At 70.9% G+C, this 21,734-nt stretch carries 16 protein-coding genes, 1 tRNA gene and 1 pseudogene; 9 read left to right on the top strand and 9 right to left on the bottom strand.

All coding sequences use genetic code 11. The features are described from left to right. The first annotated feature begins 25 nt into the window (after positions 1 to 25). The gene (locus tag ACFY1U_RS14270) at positions 26 to 1,108 is read left to right on the top strand and encodes an acyltransferase family protein (RefSeq protein WP_390694405.1); all 1,083 of its coding nucleotides are present in this window, start codon (positions 26 to 28) and stop codon (positions 1,106 to 1,108) included. Between the two features lie 29 nt (positions 1,109 to 1,137). Here the strand turns inward: ACFY1U_RS14270 and ACFY1U_RS14275 are convergent, their stop codons facing one another. After that, positions 1,138 to 2,382: a condensation domain-containing protein gene (locus ACFY1U_RS14275; RefSeq protein ID WP_390694406.1), complete on the bottom strand. Its 1,245-nt coding sequence runs from the start codon at positions 2,380 to 2,382 to the stop codon at positions 1,138 to 1,140. A gap of 311 nt (positions 2,383 to 2,693) precedes the next feature. After that, entirely contained in the window at positions 2,694 to 5,636 is a 2,943-nt protein-coding gene (locus ACFY1U_RS14280; protein WP_390694407.1) for a glycoside hydrolase family 3 C-terminal domain-containing protein, read from the bottom strand. A 537-nt stretch (positions 5,637 to 6,173) separates the two neighbouring features. Here ACFY1U_RS14280 and ACFY1U_RS14285 point away from each other — a divergent pair. The 5 genes from ACFY1U_RS14285 to ACFY1U_RS14305 all read left to right on the top strand — a co-directional run bounded on the left by ACFY1U_RS14285 (position 6,174) and on the right by ACFY1U_RS14305 (position 14,732). After that, positions 6,174 to 8,516 carry a xyloglucanase gene (locus ACFY1U_RS14285; RefSeq protein WP_390694408.1) on the top strand — a complete coding sequence of 781 codons (2,343 nt, stop codon included), beginning with the start codon at positions 6,174 to 6,176 and terminating at the stop codon, positions 8,514 to 8,516. A 138-nt stretch (positions 8,517 to 8,654) separates the two neighbouring features. Then, complete coding sequence (locus ACFY1U_RS14290) at positions 8,655 to 9,371, top strand: cellulase B precursor (protein ID WP_390694409.1); 717 nt, start codon at positions 8,655 to 8,657, stop codon at positions 9,369 to 9,371. 125 nt (positions 9,372 to 9,496) lie between these two features. Continuing rightward, positions 9,497 to 11,482, top strand: a complete 1,986-nt coding sequence (locus tag ACFY1U_RS14295) for a beta-galactosidase (RefSeq protein WP_390694410.1) — start codon at positions 9,497 to 9,499, stop codon at positions 11,480 to 11,482. Positions 11,483 to 11,497: 15 nt separating this feature from the next. Next, complete coding sequence (locus ACFY1U_RS14300) at positions 11,498 to 13,630, top strand: alpha-galactosidase (RefSeq protein ID WP_390694411.1); 2,133 nt, start codon at positions 11,498 to 11,500, stop codon at positions 13,628 to 13,630. A gap of 103 nt (positions 13,631 to 13,733) precedes the next feature. Next, the gene (locus ACFY1U_RS14305; protein ID WP_390694412.1) at positions 13,734 to 14,732 is read left to right on the top strand and encodes an acetylxylan esterase; all 999 of its coding nucleotides are present in this window, start codon (positions 13,734 to 13,736) and stop codon (positions 14,730 to 14,732) included. A 79-nt stretch (positions 14,733 to 14,811) separates the two neighbouring features. On the opposite strand, the gene ACFY1U_RS14310 is transcribed toward ACFY1U_RS14305, so the two are convergent. After that, the gene (locus ACFY1U_RS14310) at positions 14,812 to 16,239 is read right to left on the bottom strand and encodes an alpha/beta fold hydrolase (protein ID WP_390694413.1); all 1,428 of its coding nucleotides are present in this window, start codon (positions 16,237 to 16,239) and stop codon (positions 14,812 to 14,814) included. Positions 16,240 to 16,476: 237 nt separating this feature from the next. Between ACFY1U_RS14310 and ACFY1U_RS14315 the strand changes: the two genes are divergently transcribed. Beyond that, the gene (locus tag ACFY1U_RS14315) at positions 16,477 to 17,463 is read left to right on the top strand and encodes a helix-turn-helix domain-containing protein (RefSeq protein ID WP_390694414.1); all 987 of its coding nucleotides are present in this window, start codon (positions 16,477 to 16,479) and stop codon (positions 17,461 to 17,463) included. Between the two features lie 193 nt (positions 17,464 to 17,656). Here ACFY1U_RS14315 and ACFY1U_RS14320 read toward each other — a convergent pair whose 3' ends face one another. Next, a complete protein-coding gene (locus ACFY1U_RS14320) occupies positions 17,657 to 17,881 on the bottom strand; it encodes a hypothetical protein (protein WP_390694415.1) in 225 nt (74 codons plus the stop codon). Continuing rightward, complete coding sequence (locus tag ACFY1U_RS14325) at positions 17,878 to 18,513, bottom strand: ParA family protein (RefSeq protein ID WP_344400160.1); 636 nt, start codon at positions 18,511 to 18,513, stop codon at positions 17,878 to 17,880. The genes ACFY1U_RS14320 and ACFY1U_RS14325 overlap by 4 nt, the downstream gene beginning before the upstream one ends. 464 nt (positions 18,514 to 18,977) lie before the next feature. Here ACFY1U_RS14325 and ACFY1U_RS14330 point away from each other — a divergent pair, with 464 nt between their 5' ends. Continuing rightward, positions 18,978 to 19,154: a hypothetical protein gene (locus ACFY1U_RS14330; protein WP_390694416.1), complete on the top strand. Its 177-nt coding sequence runs from the start codon at positions 18,978 to 18,980 to the stop codon at positions 19,152 to 19,154. 652 nt (positions 19,155 to 19,806) lie between these two features. Here ACFY1U_RS14330 and ACFY1U_RS14335 read toward each other — a convergent pair. Both ACFY1U_RS14335 and ACFY1U_RS14340 read right to left on the bottom strand, forming a co-directional pair. Then, a pseudogene (locus ACFY1U_RS14335) lies at positions 19,807 to 20,297 on the bottom strand (IS701 family transposase); the annotation flags it as partial. 39 nt (positions 20,298 to 20,336) lie between these two features. After that, positions 20,337 to 20,522 (bottom strand): hypothetical protein, encoded by a 186-nt coding sequence (locus ACFY1U_RS14340; RefSeq protein ID WP_390694417.1) that lies wholly within the window; start codon positions 20,520 to 20,522, stop codon positions 20,337 to 20,339. A gap of 116 nt (positions 20,523 to 20,638) precedes the next feature. On the opposite strand from ACFY1U_RS14340, the gene ACFY1U_RS14345 reads away from it, so the two are divergent. Beyond that, positions 20,639 to 20,995, top strand: coding sequence for a hypothetical protein (locus ACFY1U_RS14345; RefSeq protein WP_390694418.1), 357 nt, complete (start codon positions 20,639 to 20,641; stop codon positions 20,993 to 20,995). Positions 20,996 to 21,005: 10 nt separating this feature from the next. On the opposite strand, the gene ACFY1U_RS14350 is transcribed toward ACFY1U_RS14345, so the two are convergent. Next, a complete protein-coding gene (locus ACFY1U_RS14350; protein WP_390694419.1) occupies positions 21,006 to 21,143 on the bottom strand; it encodes a hypothetical protein in 138 nt (45 codons plus the stop codon). A 238-nt stretch (positions 21,144 to 21,381) separates the two neighbouring features. Then, positions 21,382 to 21,466: transfer RNA gene (locus ACFY1U_RS14355), tRNA-Leu, on the bottom strand. Positions 21,467 to 21,734: the final 268 nt, after the last annotated feature.

Here is a 21,734-nt window from a genome sequence, read left to right on the forward strand (position 1 = left end):
GCGCAGAACCGGTGAGGCGCGTGGGATGTCCCACCCCCAGACCACAGCCGTAACTCAGGTAAGACACGCATCAGAAAGCGCAGGTTCCCCACGCGGTGTGCAGCCAGGGCGGGTGAGGCAGCGCGACGCCTACTTCGACAACGCGAAGTATCTGGCGATCGTGCTGGTGGCGATGGGCCACGCGTGGGAGCCGCTGCGGGACGGCAGCCGGACCGTCACCGCGCTCTACGACCTCGTCTACGCCTTCCACATGCCGGCGTTCATCGTGATCTCCGGCTATTTCTCCCGCAGTTTCGACGCGAGCCCGGCGAAGATCAGACGGCTCGTGACCGGCGTCGTCGTTCCGTATGTCGTCTTCGAGACGGCGTACACCCTTTTCACTCGCTGGACCGACGGCGTCCCGGACCGGCCGATCACCCTCCTGGACCCCTTGTATCTGACGTGGTTCCTGGTGGCGCTGTTCATCTGGCGGCTGACCACACCGCTCTGGCAGAAGCTGCGCCGGCCGCTGCCGGTGGCGCTCGTCGTGGCGATGCTGGCGACCGTCTCCCCGTCCATCGGCAACGACCTCGATCTGCAGCGGGTGCTGCAGTTCCTGCCGTACTTCGTGGTCGGTCTGTGCCTGCGGCCGGAGCACTTCCGGCTGGTGCGCCGCTGGAAGGTGCGCGTCCTGGCCGTGCCGGTGTTCGTCTGTGCGCTCGCCGCGTCGTACTGGGCGGTGCCGCGGATGACCGGCGCCTGGTTCTTCCACCGCGACAGCGCCCAGGAGCTGGGCGCCCCCGCCTGGTACGGGCCGGTGATGACACTGGCCACCTTCGGCTGCTCGATGGTCCTGGTCGCCTGCTTCCTGGCCTGGGTGCCGGGTCGCCGCCTGTGGTTCACCGCACTGGGCGCGGGCACGCTGTACGGCTACCTGCTGCACGGATTCGTCGCCCAGGGGTCGAAGTTCTGGGGCTGGTACTCCCCCGCCTGGATCCACGGGCCGCTCGGCGAGATCACCGTCACGGTCGCCGCCGCCGCGGTCGTGACCGTGCTGTGCACACCGCCGGTCCGGCGGGTCTTCCGCTTCGCGGTGGAGCCGAGACTGAGCTGGGCGTTTCGCCCGTAGCCTCTCTCCCCGCCTGCTGTCGGACGTCCCTATGCGCCGGCGAAGAAGCCGCTCCGTGCGGCACGAGCGCCCATCGCGGCTCCCACCAGCCGCCTCTCGAAGGACCGCAGTATCTGTTCGAGATCCGTCGCGTCGAACGACGTCGCATCCGTCCCGAGGCTGATTCCGGCCGTCTCGGACATCCCCCACACATCGAAGCTGAGCCTTCCGGAGTACGGGTCGACGGGTTTGGGGAATCGTCCGTAACGGCTGGACTCCATGGCCCGCTCGATGTCCTGCTGTGCGCTGTCCGCGCGAGCGCGGATCAGCGTGCGGGGCGCTATGGGGCGAATGTTGACCACATACGGGTTGTGTGCCGAGCGGCCCAGCTCGGCGGAGACCTCGTCCAGGGACCTGGCATAGCGGTCGGGCTCTCGCAGGCTGACGGAGGAGGACCTGACGAGTGCCGCGTCGACGGCCCGGCACAGCGCCGGGAAGCGGTCGCTGCCCAGGGAGGTGTCGACCGGGACGAGGGCCCTGCCGGCGACATGGGCCACCGCCTGACGGGCGAAGGTGGTCTGCCGGTTGGCCATCACGGTGTTGAACACGCAGTCGCCGACGCCGAGATGCTCGGCGAGCGCGCACGCGTACGCGGCTTGCAGCACGGCGGCCGCGGATGTCCGGTATTGCTTCGCCAGACCGGCTGCCGCGAGTGCGACCGCCGCGGAGTCGAGACATACGAAGTTGTAGACGGCGCCCCTGTGGCTCGCGGGCACCTGGAGTTCGGGCATGACGGACTGCCGGAGCATGGCCCGGTCATGGGTGTCGACACGATGGGCGTGCCGCAGCCCGGAGGGACTGGCTTCGAAGCTCGCGATCTGCCGCGGCTGCCACCCCGAACCCAGGCGGGCGCCCGGATCGACGGCCAGTCGGGCTATGTGTTCGGCCACGATCCGGGCGGCCGTCGTGTCCGCCGAGAAGTGGTGCACCGACAGCGCGACGTGGACGGGTCTGCCGTCCACGGTGACCACGGCGGCCCGCAACGGCAGGTCGTCCGGGGCGAATCCGGGCTCGGCCAGTCGGAGGGTGAGCGCGCTCAGCTCGTCGTGGGTCGCCGGGGCGTCGAAGGCGTACTCGTCGACCTGGAGCACGCCGGAGGCCACAACGACCGCGCGCGTGTGCCCGTCCGCGTCACGCGGATACAGCGTGCGCAGCGCCTCGAAGCGGGCCACGACCGCGGCGAAGGCATGCAACACCGCGGCGATGTCGGGTCGGCCGTCCAGTGCCCGGCCCATCCGTATGTTCCTGTTGCGGGGTCCTTGGAGACGGGGGTGACACCCCTCGCGTTCATGGGCCTTCTGCGACCAGGTCGGTTCATGCTCTCCGGCGGTGCCGGCCACGAAGACGACGTCATGGCGTGCGATCAGTCGCATACCCGCCTCGGCTCTCTTCCGGTACGACGACACGGCCCGAGCGCGGGCGTCCTGTCTTCAGTCGGAGGATGGATCCGCAGGCAGAGGATAAATCCGCGCGGAGCCGGTGCGTCAAGGCTCGGAAGGGGTGGGACGCGGCGGCGGCCCGTTGTCCCACCACGTTCCACCGGTACTCACCGACTCCCGCCGGCGATCGCGGCCAGGTGGGCACCACCCCGCAGAACGAGATACAGATCGTGCACCCCGGTCACCTCCGCGGGCATCGGTGCGCCGACCGTGTGCCAGTCGTAGCGGCCGCCGGTGCCCGCGGGGACATGGAGGCCGGCGAGCAGGGTGCCGGTACCGGGAGCGCCGTCGGCGTAGATCTCGACGGTCGCCTCCTCCTGCGTACCGCGGGACACCTCGGCCGTGATGACGCGCGGTCCGTCCGCCGGGCCGCCCAGGTCGACGGATCGATAGCGCAGTTCGCAGTGGGTCTCGCCGGTTGCCGGTGTGACCGCCTCCCCTCTCTCCCGGGTGGCGTCGACGAGCGTGCCGCCGGCCCACTCGTCGAAGTCGGCGGCCTCCAGTCGTCCGCCGATGAGGCCGCGGACGGGAAGGGCAGGACCCGTCACGGTGAGGGGCGCCGCCAGGGCGATCGCTTCGGCCGAGTGCCCGATCAGGATCTCGTGCTCTCCCGGTTCCACGGCGAAGGCGCCGGCTGCGACGGACCAGTGCGCCAAGGCCGCGACCGGCACATCGAACTCCAGCCGCCGCCGTTCACCGGGGGCGAGGGAGACCTTGCGGAAGTCCGTCAGTCTGCGCCTGGGCGCGCGATGGCGGGCGGCGAGCGCGCGGGTGTAGAGCTGCACGGTCTCGGTGCCGGGGCGCGTTCCGGTGTTGGTGAGCTCGACGCTCACGGTCAGGGTGTCGTCCTGCGCCGCTTCCCGGGCGGACAGCCGCAGGTCGGCGTAGGCGAAGCCGGTGTAGGACAGGCCGTGCCCGAAGGGGTACAGCGGTGCGGCCTCGTGGTACTGGTACGTCCAGCCGGCGCTGATGATGTCGTAGTCGAGGCGGGCGGGCAGCGGGTCGTCGCCGCGGTACCAGGTCTGCGGGAGCCGTCCCGAGGGTTCGGCCTCGCCGAGCAGGATCGCGGCGAGTGCCCGGCCCGTGTCCTGTCCGCCGTGGGAGGTCCACACCACGGCGGGCAGGTGCTCGTCCGCCCAGTCGACGGCGTACGGGTAGCTGCTCATCACGACCAGCACCGACTCGGGGCGCGCGGCGGCGACGGCGCGCAGCAGCGCTTCCTGTGCGGGCGGCAGCGAGATGCCCGTACGGTCCTCGGTCTCACGGCCGTTGATGTGCGGGTCGTTGCCGAGGACGACCACGGCGACGTCCGCCGAGGCGGCGGCCGCGATGGCTTCGGCGATTCCGTTCCTGACGACCGTCCGCGTCCAGCGTTCCGCCTTCTCGGGGGCTTCGGCGGACAGGGTGACGAGGCCGGTGGCGGGATCCACGGCGGCGTAGCGGCCGTTGCTGATGTTGCGCAGCAGTTGTGTGCCGTCCGGCTGGGTTTCCAGGCGGAAGGTCTCGTGGACGAACCAGCCGTTCGGCTGCGTCTGGTCGGCGGCGAGGGTGAGGTCGTCGTCCTTGAGGGTGACGTAGCGCTCCGTGCGCGCGTTGCGGAGGGTCAGCACGCCTTCGCCCCAGTCGAACAGGTCGTGGCAGGCGCTGTCGCCCGCCTCCTGCTCGTCCGAGGGAGCGCCGGCCACCATGGGTCCGCCGGGGTCGGGCGCCGGGACGCGCAGGAGGCCTCCGGTGGTGGCGGCGCGCAGGGTGACCCGGTCGACGCCCTCCGCGCGGACCGCTTCGGCACCGCGCTGGGCGAGCGCCGCCCCCAGGCCGGTGGCGACGGTGATCCGGTACGGCATGGTGCCGCTGTACCAGTCCTCGAAGAGGGTGTCCGCCAGTGGGCCGACGATCGCCACGCGGCGGCCGGGGGCCGGCGACAGCGGCAGGGCGCCGTCGTTCTTCAGCAGCACCACCGACTCCGTGGCGGCGCGCAGGGCGAGCGCACGGTGTGCGGGGCTGTCCACGACGTCGTCACGGATGCCGGCGTAGGGGTCGAGGTCCGGATCGAACTCGCCGAGGCGGAAGCGGATCGACAGGTGGCGTCGTGCGGCGCGGTCGATGTCGGCCTCGGTGAGCAGCCCGCGGTCGACCGCCGTGCGGAGTCTGCCGAGGGTGATGCTGCCGTCCTCGCGCTGTTCGGTGATGCTGTCGACGCCGGCACGTACGGCCGCCGCGTGGGAGGTGGGGTGGTCGTCGAAGTAGGCCTGCGATTCGGCCAGGTTGGTCACGGCGGTGGCGTCGCTGCAGACGAAGAGCTCGTGGCCGGTGGGCTCGGCCCAGCGCCGTACCTCGGTCTCGATCAGTGGACTGACATGGCAGGGGCGGCCGTTGACGAGGTTGTAGGCCGGCATGACGCCGGTGGCGGCACCGGACGCGATCGCCGGGCGGAAGGCGGCGAGGTCGTATTCGTGCAGCACCCTGGGCGGCACCACGGAGGAGGTGACGTCGCGCTCGTCCTCGTTGTTGTAGGCGAGGAAGTGCTTGAGGAGCGGCGCCGTCCGCAGATGGACCGGGTGGTCCCCGGCCAGCCCGCGGCAGTAGCTGACGGAGAGCCGGCCGGTGAGCAGCGGATCCTCCGCGTACCCCTCCTCGTTGCGGCCCCAGCGGGGGTCGCGCAGCAGGTTCACCACGGGCGCCCAGACCTGAAGGCTGTGCCGGCGGCCGTCCTCGGAAGGGCGCTGGTGGAAGGCGCGGGCCTCGGTCCCGACGGCTGTGGCGACCTCGTGCAGCAGTTCCTCGTCCCAAGTGGCCCCCAGACCTGTCGCCTGCGGGAACACGGTGGCCGGCCCCAGCCAGGACACACCGTGCAGCCCTTCGGTGCCGGTCTTGAAGGGGGCAAGTCCCAGGCGTGGGACCCCTGGTGAGTACTGGTAGAGCAGCTCGATGCGCTCGTCCGGCGTCAGACGGGAGAGCAGGTCGTCGACTCGCTGGGCGAGGGGCAGCGCGGGGTCGCGGAACGGCAGGTCGGTGGTGGGCGGCTCGGGGGGTGGGGCGGCGGTACTCACCTGAGATGTCCCTTACAGGAGGCTCGGAGGAGAAGGCGTGGGTTCCATGGGCGACTGCGGGCCCGGGCGGCGTGCGGCTCTCTTCGATCGCACGGTCGCGCAGTCGAAGCGCTTCGACGTTGACATGACGCTGAGTCGTGTGTCAATCACAGGTCACCCAGCCGCTACAGGCCGCTGTCCGAGCGTTCGCGTTCCCTTCTGAGAGTTCGTCAGAAGAGCAGCTCACCTGGGGTGAAGCCACATGGAAAGTCGGACACACCGCCACCCTCGACCGTGCCTGTTACCGAAAAGTGACCTGGACGGCCCGTTGTCGCGCCCGGAAACACGGCCTTAGTGTCACGGAAACGTCGAAGCGCATCGAAACAGATTCCGCCACCCTCCCGGCGTCAGGCCACCTAGGGACTCAGCCTCGGCAGCCGAAGGCCGCCCCGGACGGGTGACACCGTCCGCCCGTACCTCCCCGACCGCACCAGTGCCGAGGGACCGCTGCCTCTGCGCATCCCGTACGGACCCGCACCCGAAAGGCAAGAACCGGTCATGTCCCACGCCCCGCACCTCTCCCGCCGAGGCCTGCTGGCCGCCGGCGCGGCCGCGGCCGCGCTCCCCCTGCTCACCCCCGCCGCCGCGTCCGCCCGTGCGGCCGGGAGGGTCCGGTGCGCGCCCTACGCCTTCCGCAACGCGGAGATAGTCGGCGGCGGCTTCGTCGACGGGATCGTCTTCAACCAGCGCGAGCCCGGACTGGTGTACGCCCGTACCGACATCGGCGGCGCCTACCGCCTCGACACGGCGACCAAGCGGTGGATTCCCCTCACCGACTGGATCGGCTGGGACGAGTACGGACACACCGGCATCATCAGCATCGCCACCGACGAGGTCGACCCCGACCGCGTCTATCTGGCGGCGGGCACCTACACCCTTCCCGACTGGGACCCGAGCATGGCGGCGATCCTGCGGTCGAACGACCGCGGCCGCACCTGGAAGACCACTCCCCTGCCGTTCCGGCTGGGCGGCAACATGCCCGGCCGGGGCATCGGCGAACGGCTGGTGATCGACCCCCACCGCAACAGCATCCTCTACCTGGGAGTGCGCGGCGGCCACAGCCTGTGGCGCAGCACCGACCACGGCAGGACCTTCGCGAAGGTGTCCGGCTTCCCCAACGCGGGCAACTTCGTCCCCGACCCCACCGACCCCGGCGGCTACAACGGCGACAACCTGGGCGTGCTGCAAGTCGTCTTCGACAAGCGCACCGGCAGAGCGGGCAGAGCCACCCGGACCCTCTACGTCACCGTCGCCGACAAGGACAACATCCTGTACCGGTCGACCGACGCGGGAGCCACCTGGGAACGCGTCCCCGGGCAGCCCACCGGCTTCATCCCGCACCACGCGGTCTTCGACCACGCAGGCGGTCACCTGTACCTGGCGACCAGCGACACCGCCGGCCCCTACGACGGTTCCAAGGGCGACGTGTGGAAGCTGGACACCGCCACCGACACCTGGACCCGCATCAGCCCGGTCCCCTCCACCAGCGACGACAACACGTACGGATACAGCGGCCTGACCATCGACCGGCAGCACCCGGACACCCTGATGGTGTCCACCCAGGTCAAGTGGTACCCCGACTGCCTCCTCTTCCGCTCCACCGACGGCGGCGCGAGCTGGACCCGCGCATGGGACCTGGGCACGAATTCCGAACGCACCCTGCGCTACGACATCGACATCTCCAACGCCCCCTGGCTGACCTGGAACGCCTCGCCGTCACTGCCCGAGATGGCCCCCAAGCTGGGCTGGATGATGGAGTCCGTCCAGATCGACCCCTTCGACTCCGACCACTTCATGTACGGCACCGGCGCGACGATCTACGGCGCCGACAACCTGACCGACTGGGACAGCGGCGGCACGGTGCACCTGTCCGTGCGGGCCCAGGGCCTGGAGGAGTGCTCGATCGGCTGTGTGATCAGCCCGCCGGTCGGCCCGGCGCACCTCTTCTCCGGCGTGGGCGATGTCGGCGGCTTCCGGCACACGGATCTCCACAAGGCGACGAAGATGTACGACAGCCCGACCTTCGGCGCCACCCCGGCCCTGGACTACGCGGAGCTGGCGCCCCGCACCCTCGTGCGGGTCGGCAGTCCCACCAGCGGCTGGACCCAGCACTTCGCCGTCTCCACCGACAGCGGCGACACCTGGAAGCCGTCGGGCAGTGAGCCGTCCGGCATCACCGGGCCCGGAGTCGACGACCAGGCCGTCGCCATCAGCGCCGACGGCAGGCGGATCGTCTGGTCACCGGCCGGTGCGCCGGTGAGCTGGTCCGACGACCACGGAGCGACCTGGACGGCTTCGAAGGGGCTGCCGGCCGGGGCCCCCGTGCGCTCCGACCGGATGAACCCGGCGAAGTTCTACGCCTACGACTCCGGCGTCTTCTACCTCAGCACGGACGGCGGCAAGAGCTTCGAGGCCACGGCGGCCACCGGTCTGCCCGTCGCGGGGAACGTCCGGTTCAAGCCGGTCCCGGGTCACGAGGGCGACATCTGGCTGGCCGGCGGCACCACCAAGCCCACCACCCCCACACCGTACGGGCTGTGGCGGTCGACCGACTCCGGAACGTCCTTCACCAGGTTCGACGCGGTGGACGAGGGCGACGTCGTCGGATTCGGCAAGGCCGCACCCGGTGCCGAGTACCCCGCCGTCTACACCAGTTCGAAGATCTGCGGCGTGCGCGGCATCTTCCGTTCCGACGACGCGGGCCGGACCTGGACCCGCATCAACGACGACCGCCACCAGTACGCCTGGACCGGCAACACCCTGACCGGAGACCCACGGATCTACGGTCGCGTCTACTTCGGGACGAACGGACGCGGGGTCATCTACGGCGACCCCAAGTGAGGTTCGGCTCCGGCCGCCTCGCTCCGCACCCGCCGTCCCGAAGGGGAGACCGACGTGGTCCTGCCCCCCCCATGACAGGACGACCGACCTCTCCTCTCCTGTGTGATCCCCCCACTCAGCACACATTCCGGAGGGCAGATGAAATTCCGTATCGGCTGGGCCGCGCTTCTCGCGGCTCTGGCTCTCGTCCTCACCCTGCCGAACTCGGCGGTGGCGGCGTCATCGACGTACTGGTTCAAGTACTACGCGACCGGCGGCAACGCCTCGACCTGGTACAGCGACGACAACAACTGGGGTGTGAACTCCTCGACCGGCACCGGCTTCGTCGCCATGGTCAACGGCAAGGACTGGGGCTATTCGTCCCCGGTGACCACACTCCCCAAGAAGATCCGCGACGTCAGCCCCAACAACAACACCTGGTTCAGCCAGTCCGCGTACCCGAAGTCCGGCTCGTACTACGACGCCACGTACGACATCTTCATCGACCCCTACCCCGCGCCGACCGACCGCAACTCCAAGACCGAGATCATGATCTGGCTCAACTGGTACAACACCAAGCCGCTGGCCGACCACTACGACGCGAACGGCAACGCGGTCCCGGCCGCGACCAACGTCAGCCTGGGCGGCCGCAGTTGGGACGTCTACGAGTACACCTGGAGCAACGGCGGCCACACCCTCAGCTTCCTGGACAGGAACAAGTCCGGCTGGTGGTCCGGCAGCCTCACCCCGTTCTTCAACTACGGCCAGAACAGGGGTTTCTACAACGGCGACCACTACCTCAACAGCGTCATGGCCGGCTGGGAATTCGGGCCGGGCGACTACACGGCTCACTCCTGGGGCGCCGTGGGCTTCTGACGCCGCCACAGGCACAAGGGCGGAGCGGTGACCGACCGCCCTCTGCCGGGAAGTACCGCCCGGCTCTCCGTACGGGGGGTCGGGCGGCCCGTACGCAGCGCCGACTCTCCGTAGGGAGGCACGTCATGACCCCACGCAGCATCGCCGACCGCCTCGGCGGGCTCGCCTTCGGCGGGGACTACAACCCCGAGCAGTGGGACGAGCCGGTCTGGAAGGAGGACGACGAGCTCATGCGCCGGGCCAGGGTCAACCTGGCCACCATGGGAGTCTTCTCCTGGGCCCTGCTGGAACCGGAGGAGGGACGCTACGACTTCGCCTGGCTCGACGCCCACATCGATCGCCTCCACGCGAACGGCGTGGCCGTCGACCTGGCCACCCCGACGGCCTCCCCGCCGCCCTGGTTCACCCTGGCCCACCCCGACGCGCTGCCGGTCACCCCGGACGGCACCCGTCTCACCCACGGCAGCCGCGACACCTACTGCCTCACCGCGCCCGCCTACCGCAGCGCGGCCCGCCGGATCGCCTCCGCCCTGGCCGAACGGTACGGCGACCACCCCGCGCTCGCGCTGTGGCACGTACACAACGAGTACGCCACGCTCTGCTGGTGCGACCACACGGCCGCGGCCTTCCGGGTGTGGCTGCGCGCCCGCCACGGCTCGCTGGACGCCCTCAACGACGCGTGGGGCACGGCCTTCTGGAGCCAGCGCTACACCTCCTGGGAGCAGGTGCTGCCGCCGCGTACGACGCAGTGGCACAAGAACCCCGGCCAGGGGCTGGACTTCCACCGGTTCTGGTCCGACGAGGTCATCGCCGCCTACCGTGAGCAGCGCGACGCGATCCGCGCCCACAGCGACCGGCCGGTGACGACCAACCTGATGCTCCCCGCCTACCAGAACATCGACCTGTGGGCCCTGGCCCGCGAACTCGACGTCGTCAGCTCCGACCAGTACCCCGGCTCACCCGGACTGGACGCCGCAGCCGACGCCGCCTGCCACGCCGACCGCACCCGCTCCCTGGCCGGCGGCAGACCCTGGCTGCTGATGGAGCAGGGCACCAGTACGGTCTACGACCGCGACCGGGTGCTGGCCAAGGAGCCCGGGGAGATCCTGCGCCACACCCTCGGACACATCGCCCGCGGTTCGGAGGGCGCCCTCTTCTTCCAGTGGCGGCAGTCCCGGGCCGGTGCCGAGATGTGGCACTCGGCGATGGTCCCGCACGCGGGGCCCGACAGCCGGATCTTCCGCGAGGTCACAGGGACCGGCGAGGCCGTCGCCCGGCTCGGTGAGCTGGCGGGATCGACGGTCGCCGCCCCGGTTGCCGTCCTGCACGACTCGGACGCCTGGTGGGCGCTGGGCATGGACGGCCTGCCCTCCCCCGACCTCGACTACCACGAGGCACTGGGCCGGGCCCACCGAGCTCTGTGGGACGCGGGCGTCACGGTCGACTTCGCCCATCCCGAACACGAGTTGGGCCACTACCGGCTCGTCATCGCCCCGGCCCTGTTCCTGATGTCCGACGCGGGCGCCGAGAACCTGCGCCGTTACGTCGAGGGTGGTGGGACGCTGCTCGTCCAGCACGCGAGCGGATTCGTCGACGAGCGCCTGCACGCCCGGCTGGGCGGGTATCCCGGCGGGCCGCTGCGCGAGGCGCTGGGCATCCGCGTCGAGGAGTACCGGCCGCTGCGGCGGAAGGAGCGGATCGTCCTGTCGGACGGGTCGTACGGCACCGTCTGGAGCGAGTCCGTGCGCGCCGAGGGCGCTCAGACGCTCGCCGCCTACACCCACGGCATGCTCACGGACGGCCCCGCGCTCACCCGGCACCGCCACGGCACCGGGAAGGGCTGGTACCTCTCGACCCGCCTGGAGAAGACCGACTACGGCGCCCTGGTCCGCCGGCTGCTCGTCGAGTCCGGCGTCGGACCGGAGCTGCCGGGACTGCCGGCCGGTGTCGAAGCCGTCACCCGGCACGCGCCCGACGGCCGCCGATGGCACGTCCTGATCAACCACCGCACCGAGGCCCTGTCCCTGCCGGAGCCCGCTCACGACCTGCTCACCGGTGCGGTCGCGCACGAAGTACCGCCCGGCGGCTGCGCGGTGCTGCGCAAGCCCTGACCTGGAAAGGCCACCATGCCCAAGGAACAACAGACCATCAGCTGGGGGCACGAGGCCCTCCAACTGGAGATCCGCCTCGATGACGACGGCAGCCCGCGCCTGACACACCTCGGGCCGCCCGGCGCGGCGGACCGCACCCCCGGTACACCCCTGCCTCTGGTGGAGGTGACGGCCGCAGGCCACGGCCGCAGCTGGTCGGGCAGCCGTCTCGTCGACACCGGCCTCGGCGGGCGGCTGCGCCACCGGGCCCATCACGCGACCCGCGACGGCGACTGGCACTCGCTGACCGTCCAGCTCCACGACGCGGAGACGGGGTTGGCCGCGGAGGTGACCTACCGCTCGCCGACCGGGGTGCCCGCACTCCGCAGCGAGGTGACCCTGCGCAACGAAGGGCGGACCACGCTGCACCTCGAGTCGGTGAGCTCTCTCGTGGTGGGTGTCCTGACCACAAAAGGCTCGGAGGCCATCGACGCCGTGGACCTGCTGTGGGCCGAGAACGACTGGCTGGCCGAGTGCCGCTGGCAGCGACAGCCGATGCGCCGGACCACACCCGCCCTCAGCGGACGCGTGAACTACGGGCACGGCAAGGCCGGCTTCGCGCTGAACGGCCAGGGCACCTGGTCCAGTTGCGGGCATCTGCCCATGGGCGGCCTGACGGACCGCCGCTCGGGCCGCACCTGGCTGTGGCAGATCGAGCACAACGGCGGAGGCTGGCGCTGGGAATGCGGCGAACGCGACAAGGCGGCCTACGCGGCGCTGTTCGGGCCCACCGACACCCACCACGGCTGGCGGCACCCCCTGGAACCCGGGGCCGCGTTCCGCACCGTACCCGCCGCGCTGTCCTTCAGCGCCGAGGACGGCCCCGACGCGGCGTTCGCCGCGCTGACCCGCTACCGCCGCGCCGGGCGCCGCCCGCACGCCGACCACCGACGCCTGCCCGTCATCTTCAACGACTACATGAACTGCCTGATGGGCGATCCCACCACCGACAAGCTGCTGCCGCTCGTCGACGCGGCCGCCGAGGCGGGCGCCGAGTACTTCGTCATCGACGCCGGCTGGTACGACGACGATGACGGCGGCTGGTGGAGCACCGTCGGCGCCTGGGAACCGGCCGTCTCCCGCTTCCCCGGGGAGAGGGGCATCCACGAGGTGCTGGACCGCATCCGCGGCCACGGCATGGTCCCCGGCCTGTGGCTGGAGCCGGAGGTGATCGGCATCCACAGCCCCATGGCCAAGTCCCTGCCCGACGAGGCGTTCTTCCGACGCGACGGCGTCCGCGTCACGGAGACAGGCCGGCACCACCTGGACCTGCGTCACCCCGCGGCCCGTGCCCACCTGGACCAGGTCGTGGACCGTCTGGTCGGCGAGTGGGGCGTCGGCTACCTCAAGCTCGACCACAACATCGACCCGGGCTCCGGCACCAGCGCCCACCCCGGCGAGACGCCGGGCGCCGGACTGCTCGGACACAACCGTGCCCACCTCGACTGGCTCGACGGCATCCTCGACCGGCACCCGCACCTCGTGGTGGAGAACTGTTCGTCCGGCGGCATGCGCTGGGATGACGCCCTGCTGTCCCGGCTGCAGCTGCAGTCCACCAGCGACCAGCAGAACCTCCAGCTCTACGCGCCCATCGCGGCCTCCGCACCCACCGCCGTGACCCCCGAGCAGGGTGCCGTGTGGGCCTACCCCCAGCCGGAGGACTCCCTAGACGAGGTCGCCTTCACCATGGCGAGCGCCCTCCTCGGGCGCATCCACCTCTCCGGCCGTGTCCCCGAACTCGGACCGGAGGCCCGCGCCCTGGTCCACGAGGCGGTCGCCGTGTACAAGGCCATCCGCGCCGACCTGCCGCAGGCCGTGCCGTCCTGGCCACTCGGCCTGCCCGCCTGGGACGCGCCCTGGATCGCCCTGGCCCTGCACACCTCCGCCACCACCTACCTCACCGCCTGGCGCCGCCCCGGCGCCGAGCCCTCCGCAACCCTCCGCCTGCCCCATCTGCGCGGCTCCCACATCCACGCGGACCCGCTCTACCCATCGATCAGCCAGGCCACCACCACCTGGGACCCCGGCACCGGCGGCCTCTCCCTGACCCTGCCCACCGCCCCTTCCGCGGTCCTGCTCCGCCTCGCACGCCGGGAGACGAGCACCTAGCGGGGCACGCACGCCTCGGCGGACGCCCCTACGCGGGCCGGCCCGTGCCGTTCACGTTCCTCACCCTGCCGCTGCACCGTCTCTCCACCCGGAGGAAGTCCCCATGCCTCTCACCGACTTCGGCCATGACGAACTCGTCGGCTACCGACCGGTGTCGACCGCGCCGCACGACTTCGACGCCTTCTGGCAGCGCACCCTCGACGACGCCCGGTCACGGGGCGGAGCGGTGAAGGCCGAGCGTGTCACCGACCGGTTCCGGCTGCGCACCGTCGAGGTGGACGACCTGCGCCTGCCCGGCTGGAACGGCGAGCCGGTGGCCGCCTGGCTGCTCCGCCCGCGTGGTGCCGAAGGCCCGCTGCCCGTCGTCGTCACCTACATCGGCTACAGCGGCGGCCGTGGCCTGCCCACCGACCACCTCTTCTGGCCCGCGGCCGGTTACGCCCAGCTCGTCGTCGACAGCCGCGGCCAGGGCCACGACACCCCGGACCGGCCCCTGGGCGACGGCACCCAATGGGTCGAGGGATTCATGACCCGCGGCATCGACTCGCCCGAGAACTACTACTACCGCCGCCTGATGACCGACTGCGTGCGGGCGGTGGACGCCGTCGCGGAACTGCCCGGCCTCGACGCCCGCCGGGTCGTGGTCGGGGGCGGCAGCCAGGGCGGTGGACTGGCCCTCGCCGCCGCCGGACTCCTGGGGGACAGGGTGGCGGCGGTGATGCCCGACGTACCGTTCCTGTGCCACTTCCGCCGCGCCGTCCAGATCACCGGCGAGGGCCCCTACCCGGAGATCGCCCACTACCTGCGCTGGCACAGCCGCCACCAGGTGGCACCTGCCCTCGCCACCCTCGACTACTTCGACGGCGTCCACTTCGCCCAGCGGGCCACCGCACCGGCCCTGTTCAGCGTAGGCCTGATGGATCCGGTCTGCCCGCCCTCCACCGTCTACGCGGCCTTCAACCACTACGCGGGCCGGGACCGGACCATGACTGTCTGGCCGTTCGCCGACCACGGCGGCGGTTGCGGCTCCAACCCGCCTGTCCAACTGGACTGGCTGGCCGAGCGCGGCCTCGCACCCGAGCAGGGCCCAGCGACGAGCTGACGGCCACCGGGGTGTCACCTCCGGGGGTGTCCGGTCCGGGACTGACGGCCCCAACGGCACCGGCGGCCGCCATCCGTGGTCAGCGCTCCAGCAGAAAGTCGAACACCGCCTGACGACCCTTGTCGCTCGCCGCCCTGTTCTGCACCGAGTGCGCGGCGCCCGGCACCACCACGACGCGGGCTCGCGGTGTCAGCCTCTTCTGCTCGTAGAGCCCTTCCAGCGGTGTCGACAGGTCGCGGTCCCCGCCGAGGAGCAGGACCGGTACGCCCGGAAGCCGGCGGTGCTGCGGCGGCAGCGGCTGCACGGCGGTGCGGGGCCAGTGCAGACAACTCAGCATGGAGCCGAGTCCCGTTGCCGTGGCGGCATCGAACGGGCCGAGGTCGTCCGGGGTCAGCTCCGCGGCCGCCTTCTCAAGGGCCTCCTGGCGTCCCGCCACCGGCGCGTCCGCCCTGCCCCACGGGTAGCGGCCGTCCAGGCACAGGGTCGAGGCGTGCAGCCCCTGGCTCAGCTCCTGCGCGGTCGCCCCGCTCCCCTGCCGTACGTCCGCGATCAGGCCCCGCAGCGGCGCGGGGTCGCCGGTCGCCGCCTTGTGCAGGGCGTCGATCATCGCGGCGTAGTCCGGGTCCACGAACTCCCAGGTGGTCAGGGTGTCCAGTACGTCGACGCCATTGCCGTACGTGGCCACCACCTTGGCCAGGTCCGCCGCCGGGTCGGTGGCGCAGCCGGTCGCCTCGCAGGCCTTCGTCAGCACGCGCGGCGCCGCGCGCATGGCGTAGAGGTCCATCGGGTCGTAACCGGTCTGCGGCACGACCGAGTCCAGCACCATCCGCGCCACGTGCCGCGGGTACGCCAGGGCGTACCGTTCGGCGGTGTACGTCCCGTACGAGACGCCGTCGAGCGTCAATTTCCGCGCGCCCAGCGCCCGGCGCAGCAGTTCCAGGTCGGCGACCGTGTCACTCGTGCCGTAGAAGCGGCGGTCGGGGCCGATGACCGCGGCGCAGTCCGTCACCGCCCGTGCGGTGGGCGGCGTGAGGTCGGACGACCCCATCTCCTGCTGCAGCTGCGGACACTGCAGCGCGCCCGCGCCGGTGCCGCGCTGGTCGACCATCACGAGGCGGTAGTCCTTCAGAACCGGCGCGAGCTTCTTGCTCAGCCGTTCCACGAACGGCACACCCGGCTGCCCCGGACCGCCCGTCAGGAACAGCAGGACACCCTTCGGTGCCTTCACGTTGTCCGCCATCGCGACCTTCAGGCCCAGCCGGCCCGGAACCCGGCCGCCGTGGTCGAGCGGTACCGACAGCGTGGCGCAGGTGTAGCCGTCCAGGCCGGGGCAGGCCGCGGCGCCGGAAAGCCCCCCGCTGCCTCCCGATGCCGCGGCCGTCCTCCCCGGCGCCGCCGACGTGCACGTCCCCGACAGCATCAGCATGCCGGCGGCCAGCGCGACCGTCGCCAGCGCCTTGGGCCTGCGCTTCCCCCGCGCCTTCGCGCCCGTCCGTCTTCTCCGCATCCCCGTGCTCCCCCACATCTGCGTGCCCTTCCCCTGCCCCGTGTCCCTCGGCTTGCGGACCTGAGTCCGCGCCGGCCTCCTCGTCGGTGCCGGCCACCAGACTGCTCGAACCGTTCTCCTGCGGCGAGAGTCCATGCCACGATTCGAGCAGGTTCGAAGCGTCAGGGGCTGCGGGCGACAAGGGACGGCGGATGCAGGACAGGGCCACGCAGGCCAAGGGACCGGGGGAAAGAGCCGTTGATCGAACTCACCGTGGACGCCACTGGGCTGGCCCGCTCCCGTTTCGCGGTCTCGCCGCTGCACGAGGTCGCGGCGACACTGCTGCCCTCGGGCCTCAGCCCGGGCCCGGACGCCGATCCCTGGATCGCACGCGCCCGGAGTGTGCTGCGCCGGGCGCGGCTGCCGCTGCTGTCGGAGCTGGCCCTGGACGACGGCGGATACGTACCCGACTTCCTGAGCCCGCATCCGTGCGGGCCGTCGCCCACCGTCGAGGAGGAACTCGAGCGGGTCCGGTCCACCCCGCCCGAGCGCGTCCTCGGCGAACTTCGGGCCTTGCGCGACGGCCGCCCGTGCAACGGCCTGGCCGGATCGGAACTGCCCCCGGAGGTGAGGCGGGCGATGGCCCGGGGCGGTGGGTACGTCGCCCGGCAGGCCGCTCAGGAGCTGCGGCGCTACTGGGACCTGGCGTTCGCCCGGCACTGGGAGGCCGCGAAGGCCGTCCTGGAAACCGAGGTCGACCGGTGCGCCGGTGTGCTGGCCCGGCGCGGGGCGGCCGGGCTGTTCAACTCGCTGCATCCCGGCATCCGGTGGGCCGACGGCACGCTGCGCGTCGACAGCCGGTTCACGGTGGAGCTGGCCGTGCCGCTGCTGGTCGTGGTGCCCTCGCTGGTGGCGGTGCGGCCGGGGGTGGCCGTGGACCCGGTAAGGGGTGGACGAAGACCGCCGATGGTGGCCTACCCCGTGCGCGACAGGGCCACCGCGCCGACGCCCCGTACCGCCGAGCTGGCCCGGCTGCTCGGCCCCACCCGAGCCGGACTGCTCACAGCGCTGGCGAAGCCGGCTTCCACCGCGCAGCTTGCGGCACGGCACTTCCTCAGTCCCGCCACGGTCTCGTACCACCTGGGCGTCCTGCACCAGGCGGGTCTCGTCACCCGCGCCCGGTCCGGACGGATGGTGCTCTACCGCCGTACCCCGGAGGGTTCCCGGCTGACAGGAGGCCGGTAGTCACGGACGACAACGCAACGAGGACCGCGACCGTTGGGTCGAGGTCCTCGCGTCCGTGTTGTTACAAGGAGTGTCCGAGGGGCGAGCGGACGCATGCTTCCTGGCCTCCGCCATCCAACGAGATCACCAACGCAGTCGAAACCAGTGGGCGAGCGGAGGGGAGGCCTGTACACGCACGACTGCGTCACCCGGCCTACGGGTCGCTCCTCGGGGGTCGCAGTGCGGCGGCGCCTGCCCGCACCATCGCGGCCACCGGTGACCTCACCCATTGCACGAGGTCACGCGGCAGGCCGGTGTCGAACTCGACGCTCACCCGGACGTATCGGGTGTCCAGCCGAGCGACTTCGACGAGACGCGGTACGACCGCCTCCGGGCCGCGCTGCAATGCGGCCCGGTAGGTGTCCTTGCGCTGGTTCATGCCGTGTCCTGTCGCTTGACGAGTTCTTCTGCGAGATCCATGTACGCCGAGCCTTTGGCCACCACCGGACTTCCGAATGACTGGGCGTACAGGTCGAGCCGCGGGATGTGGGTGGACAGCACGTCGAAACCCCGCTCGGTGAGAGCTTCGCGGGCGTCGGCGTCGGGACCGGTCCGCGTGGCGTCGGCCCGGTTCGTTCGGTTCAGCAGGACGGCGGCGTGGGCCGGGTGGGCGCGCAGGGACTGTACGTCGCCCATCTCGCCCCCGATGGGCGCCATGCGGTCCAGCTCGATAGGGGCCGGAGTGACCGGCACGATCCATTCGCTCGCGTATCTCATGATGCTGCGGGCGATGTGCGAGTGGTCCTCCATCTGCGGAGCGTCGAACACGACGGCCTGCCGCTCGCCCAGGAAGTCATTCACGCGCCGGTGCACATCGCCCACCGGCAGGGCGACCACGGGCAACGGGAAGCCACCTGCCAATTCGCTCCAGCGCAACGCGGAGGAAGCGGGGTCGCTGTCGACCAGCAACGGCGGGATGCCCAACTCGTGAAGTGCGTGGGCCAACCAGACCGCGCTGGTCGTCTTTCCCACTCCGGGCTTCAGGTTCACAAAGGCGTAACTCAGCGTCACACGAGTCAACGTAGGGTCGCGCGCGGCTGCCGACCGCCGACTCGGGCCACACAGTGCCATCGTTCACCCTGCGGCGCTGGTGAATCATTCGTATGGGCCAGTACGGATGTCGTCCTCTTCGGGTGCCAAGGGGAGCGGGACCACCTCAAGTCCCGACGCGGCGCCAGGATTTCCACGTCCTTGTCATGGTCGCTCATCGGTAGCAAGCGCAGCACGGCACACGCGTTCGTCACAGCCAGGTAGGCCAGTCGCAACAGCACGATCGATCGTGTTCCCGCAGTTCTCAGCACTCGCTCCAGAGCGCCGCCCCCAGGGACCGCCACCAAGACCCCTCGTCGACAGACGCCAGGTCATCATCCGCCTGCGGGTCCGTAGGTTGGCCTGTCCGGTTCTGGACTGCTGGCGACAGGCGTTCCACAAGCAGATTCCAGGGCTGTTGGAGCGTCATCAGCGACCGGCCGCCTGTGGTGCTGATCGACGACGCGGACGTGTTCGACGACTTCAGCGGAGTGCTTCAAGCCCTGGCGTCCCATCAGGACCCGGGCATCCACGTCATCGCCGCCGCCCGCAACGACGGCGAGGTGCGCAGCAGCATGCACTGGTTGGCTCGGTGCGGCGCAGCAGGTCGGGGGTGTTGCTGATGCCCGACTCGCTCGACGGCGATCTGCTGGGCGTCGGCCTGCCCCGCCGTCCCGCGCTCACCATGCGGCCCGGCGCGGATACCTCGTCTCGGACGGCTCCTTCACCGCCGTCCAGGTCGCCGTGCCCGGCGACTGACAGGCCGACAGAACGTGTGGGGCCGCGCACCGCACGCCCTGTCCGGTCTACGTCCGACGCCCCGCACGCTACTGCCGACAAGTGACGGAGAGTGGGGCGGATCTGCTGGCGTTGCTGCGTGAGCTCGATGACCCGCAGTGGCTTGAGTGGCCGGCATCGTACGACAGGAAGGCAGTCGCTGCGCGGTTCGGCGAGCTGATCACGCGGCTCGAAAGCGACTTCGGGGTTCGGTGCGCGGCCGAGCAAGGATACGCAGAATTCCAGCGAGTACGGGCAGGTCACTGTGCCCGCTGAGGCCACGGCATGCGGGACCCGGATCGTCGTCTGCGTCAGCAAGTTCGGGTCCCTCGCCCTGGTCTGTGCTGAGGATCCAGGAGCCTTTCTCGGGACGCAAGATGCCCAGGACGAAGGCGAGCCAGACGCCGCCGATCTCGCCTCCGTCGAGCGGGCCCTGGTCGAGCTCGGCTTCACGGTCGTCCCGGAGGAACTGGTGGAGTCCGACTATGACGGGCCGAGTCGAGCGTCGTCCGGCGTGGGTCGGTGCGTGTGTTCGTCGGCGCGGACGACGGCGAGGAAGGCGTGAGCCAGCATCGCGAGAGTGGCCCAGCGGGCCCAGGAGGGGTAGCGGCGGACCTGGTGCTCATCCTGCGGCGGATGAGCAGCTGGTGACGGCCTGGGGCCGGCTCGGCGAGGTCGATGCCGGCCCAGTCGTAGAACCGCTGCCCCTTCGCGCCGCGCCCGGCCGAGAGCTTCTGCCAGGCCCGCTTCGGCACCTTCCGCGCCAGGGCATCGGCGCGGAACTTGCCTGCGCCAGTGGGCAGTTCGGCCGAGCAGGCCACCGCGAGGACATAGCCGACGCCGCGTTCCTCCAGAGCCGTACGGAGTCGTGGGTTGCCGCCGTAGACCTCGTCCCCGGTGACCCGGCCGACGTGTGCGCAGGGCGGGCACGGTGGTCGATGAACGCGTGCTTGACACCCCGTCGTGACGGTGCGAGGACTCAGGAGTGGTGGCATCGGGCCGGGGGAGCCCGCGGCCTGGGCGGCTGTTCAGCAGAGGAGAGTGGTGAGCGCCTCCTGGAGCAGGTGCAACGCTTCTTCGTCGTCCCAGACGGCTTCGCTGTGGCGCCAGGCGATGTAACCGTCGGGGCGGACCAGCAGTGCTCCGGCCTCGTGGATGTCGCGGGCGCGGTGCCAGTCGTGGTAGGCGTCCTCCGCACCCTTGGCGCCGATCACGACGGCACGCAGGAAGGATGGTCGGCCTTGTCCGCCGCGTGCACCCATGCCTGGCCGGACACTCCGGTGACGAGGGAGAACTTTCCCTTCTGGGTCACGTCGAGGGTGGAAACCCTGTGGCCGGTCTCGTCGATCAGCCACGCGTGCGGAATCTTGGCGCCGGGCCGGGTCGTCGCCTGCAGGTACAGGACGGGGTCGCGCTTCCAGACCTCCTCGCCTGCCTCGGCGTCGGGGATGACGGCGCGGGAGTCGTAGCGCTGGTTGAGTTCGATGCCTTGGGCGTTGAACTCGGTGTTCTTCAGTTCGACAGCGGCGACGAGGGCTTCGCGGGCCTGGACACCGGCGGGGCTGATATCACGGATCTTCGCCAGGCCGGCGGCGACCGGATCGGACTGGCCTTCGGTGCGGAACGCCGCGTTGAGCGGGCCGTAGTACGGAATCCATCCGAGTCGAGACCGGCGCCGGCCTGGTGACGTGCACCGTCTACCGCCCGTCGGCCGCCGCCACAGCCCCTGCCCGCAGGGTCACGGCACCGCTGCCGAGCTTGTACGCCGCGCCCTGCAGGAACTCACCCGGGACATCCCGTTCCTGTCGACGGATCCATTCCTGCAGATGGGACACGGTTTCGGAGCGTCGCTTGACCCAAGGAGCCAGGCGCTAGAAGGAAACTCCCCTCACCGCCGACCAGATCCGGGAGATCACTGAGAGACTCGGAGACATCGCACAACGCGTGCAAGCCGTCGACACAGAGAAGAAGAGCCCACTCTACGAAGCCCTCGGCATCACGATCAGTTACGAACACGCAGGTAGGGCCGCGACCGTAAGGTCGAGGCCCTTGTCCGCGTATCGCTATAGCGAGTGTCCGAGGGGGGACTTGAACCCCCACGCCCGATAAAGGGCACTAGCACCTCAAGCTAGCGCGTCTGCCATTCCGCCACCCGGACCAGGTGTCTGCCGCCTGACCGGGGCGTTCCCCGCGGCGACATGGACAACAATACCAAGCTTTCGCAGTGCCCTTCACCTGCATATCCGTCCCTCGGGCGCCGCCTCGGGAGAACCGGAGACGCCAGGCGGGACGGGCCACTGTGGGTGACCGAACGACTACGGCCACCGACTGCACTGTGCGCCGCCCGGCCGCCTAGACGCGGCCCGTACAGGTACTGGTGTCGTATGACGACCCGGCGGCAACGCGAGCCACAGTGCGCGCGCCGG

The organism is Streptomyces sp. NPDC001351 (assembly GCF_042896045.1).
In the GTDB taxonomy this organism is placed as follows: domain Bacteria; phylum Actinomycetota; class Actinomycetes; order Streptomycetales; family Streptomycetaceae; genus Streptomyces.